General features: G+C 66.3%; 2 protein-coding genes and 1 tRNA gene. All 3 read left to right on the forward strand.

Features of this window, described 5'->3' with window-relative positions; all coding sequences use genetic code 11:
• Positions 1-2,267 (forward strand): DNA gyrase subunit A (gene gyrA, locus AC2VON_RS13100; RefSeq protein WP_486953354.1); only part of this gene is annotated, 2,267 nt, incomplete at its 5' end.
• A 30-nt stretch (positions 2,268-2,297) separates the two neighbouring features.
• Positions 2,298-3,137 (forward strand): DUF3566 domain-containing protein, encoded by an 840-nt coding sequence (locus AC2VON_RS13105; protein ID WP_486953355.1) that lies wholly within the window; start codon positions 2,298-2,300, stop codon positions 3,135-3,137.
• A 69-nt stretch (positions 3,138-3,206) separates the two neighbouring features.
• Positions 3,207-3,280, forward strand: a tRNA-Ile gene (locus AC2VON_RS13110).
• Positions 3,281-3,301 lie beyond the last annotated feature (21 nt).

The following is a 3,301-nucleotide window of genomic DNA, read 5'->3' on the forward strand; positions in this document are numbered from 1 at the left end:
TCGCCGATCCAGACGTGCGTGCGATCGCCTCCGAGCTCACCGACGGCCGTTTCTACTATGCAAAAGTCGCCAGCGTCACCGACGCCGGGGTGCAGCCGGTGTACAGCCTGCGGGTCGACACGGAAGACCACGCGTTCATCACCAACGGGTTCGTCAGCCACAACACCGAGGCACGGCTTACCCCACTGGCGATGGAGATGCTGCGTGAAATCGACGAGGAGACCGTCGATTTCGTCCCCAACTACGACGGGCGGGTGCAGGAGCCCACAGTGCTGCCCAGCCGGTTCCCGAACCTGCTGGCCAACGGTTCCGGCGGGATCGCCGTCGGGATGGCCACCAACATCCCGCCGCATAACCTGGCCGAGCTCGCCGAGGCGGTGTTCTGGTGCCTGGACAACTTCGACGCCGACGAAGAGACCACCTTGGCCGCGGTGATGGAGCGGGTCAAGGGCCCGGACTTCCCGACGGCTGCGTTGGTCGTCGGATCGCAGGGCGTCACCGACGCCTACGCCACAGGACGCGGTTCGATCCGGATGCGCGGTGTCGCCGAGATCGGGGAGGACGCCAAGGGCCGCAGCTTGCTGATCATCACCGAGCTGCCGTACCAGGTTAATCACGACAACCTCATCACCTCGATCGCCGAGCAGGTGCGCGACGGCAAGCTGGCCGGCATCGCCAATATCGAGGACCACAGCAGCAAGGGCAAGCTGCGCATCGTCGTCGAGCTCAAGCGCGACGCGGTGGCCAAAGTGGTGCGCAACAACCTCTACAAGCACACCCAACTGCAGACCAGCTTCGGCGCCAACATGCTGGCCATCGTCGACGGGGTACCCCGCACCCTGCGGCTGGACCAGCTGATCCGCCGCTACGTCGACCACCAGCTCGACGTGATCATTCGGCGCACCAGCTACCGGCTGCGCAAGGCCAATGAGCGGGCCCACATCCTGCGCGGCCTGGTCAAGGCGCTGGACGCCCTGGACGAGGTGATCGCACTGATCCGGGGGTCGCAGACCGTCGACGACGCACGACAGGGTTTGCTGGGGCTGCTCGACATCGACGAGGTGCAGGCGCAGGCCATCCTCGACATGCAGCTACGCCGGCTGGCCGCCCTGGAACGCCAGAAGATCATCGACGACCTGGCCAAAATCGAAGCCGAGATCGCCGATCTGGAAGACATCCTGGCCAAGCCCGAACGGCAGCGGACGATCGTGGGAGACGAACTCGCTGAGATCGTGGAGAAATACGGTGATGACCGGCGCACCCGGATCATTGCCGCCGACGGCGACGTCAGCGACGAGGACCTGATCGCGCGTGAAGAGGTGGTCGTCACCATCACCGAGACCGGCTACGCGAAACGCACCAAGACCGACCTGTACCGCAGCCAGAAGCGCGGCGGTAAGGGCGTGCAGGGCGCCGGTCTTAAACAGGACGACATCGTCGCGCATTTCTTTGTGTGCTCTACTCACGACTGGATCCTGTTTTTCACCAGCCACGGCCGGGTCTACCGGGCCAAGGCCTATGAGCTGCCCGAGACCGCCCGCAACGCACGTGGCCAGCACGTCGCCAATCTGCTGGCCTTTCAGCCCGGCGAGCGTATCGCGCAGGTCATCCAGATCCAGAGCTATCAGGACGCCCCCTACCTGGTGCTGGCCACCCGCAACGGGCTGGTGAAAAAGTCACGGCTCACCGACTTCGACTCCAACCGCTCCGGCGGGATCGTGGCGGTCAACCTGCGCGACAGCGACGAGCTGGTCGGCGCCGTACTGTGCTCCGGTGACGACGATCTACTGCTGGTATCGGCCAACGGGCAATCCATCCGGTTCGCGGCAACCGATGAGGTGCTGCGCCCGATGGGTCGCGCCACCTCCGGTGTGCACGGCATGCGGTTCAACGCCGACGACCGGCTGCTGTCGCTCAACGTGGTGCGTGAGGGCACCTATCTGCTGGTTGCCACCGCCGGTGGATACGCCAAGCGCACCGCCATCGAGGAATACGGCGCGCAGGGTCGCGGCGGCAAGGGTATCCGGACCATCCAGTACGATTCCCGTCGGGGCCGGCTGATCGGGGCACTGATTGTCGATGACGACAGCGAGCTGTATGCCATCACCTCGATCGGCGGGGTGATCCGCACCAGGGCGCGGCAGGTCCGCAAGGCCGGGCGGCAGACCAAGGGAGTTCGGTTGATGAACTTGGGCGAGGGCGACACACTGTTAGCCATTGCGCGAAACGCCGAGGAAGGCGTGACCGAAGACGACTCGGGTAGCTGACCCGGCGCGGGCGCAGGTAAGGAGCCGTGGGTGACTGTACCGAACGAGCCGGGATATCCCGGGCCGGGCGATAGCCCCGGGAAGCCGGACGGCGCGGCTGACTCCACCGGTCAGCGTGCCGGGACCGGCCGAATCACCGACACCGGTCAGCCTCCGCCCTGGCAACGCAGCTCGGCTGGACGGTCGCGTCGGGCGGGACCGCGCTTGCCCGAACCGCCGGTGCAGCAGCAACCCCGGCCGGCGGGTCACGCCCCCGGCGTGGACGCGCGGCTGAGCCGGTTCGTCTCCGGCACTCCCGCACCCGGCGCCAAGTCCGCATCGGGCCAACCGGAGCCGGCGCGCAGCCAAAGCCAGCAAGCCGACGCCTACGGCAGCGAGCTGCCGGACCTGTCCGCGTCGATCTCCGGTGCGGTACAGCGCAAGCCGGCCGCTGATTCCGGCGGCGCTGGGGGCTCGACGGTGCCGGCGCGGGTGGCCGACCGGCGCGTCCAGGTCTCGGCGCGGTCCAGAGGCCCGGTGCGGGCCAGCATGCAGATCCGCCGAATCGATCCGTGGAGCGCTTTGAAGGTGTCGCTGCTGCTGTCGGTGGCGTCGTTCTTCGTTTGGATGATTGCCGTGGCGTTGCTCTACCTGGTGTTGGGCAGCATGGGTGTGTGGAGCAAACTCAACAGCAATGTCGGCGACCTGCTGACCAACACCAGCGGCGCCGGCGAGCTGGTCTCCAGTGGCGCCATCTTCGGCAGTGCCGTGCTGATCGGCTTGGTGAACATCGTCTTGCTGACCGCGATGGCGACCCTGGGCGCGGTTGTCTACAACCTGAGCACCGATCTGATCGGCGGCGTCGAAGTGACATTGGCCGATCGCGACTGATCCGGCGCATCGCATTTTGGGAGCAGATGGCGGTTGCGGTAATCTCGTCGCTCGGCTGTATGCGAGTGCGGGCCTATAGCTCAGGCGGTTAGAGCGCTTCGCTGATAACGAAGAGGTCGGAGGTTCGAGTCCTCCTAGGCCCACCGGGGACAGTAACCCGCAAA

The sequence above is a fragment of the Mycobacterium sp. TH-M82 genome (assembly GCF_057473605.1).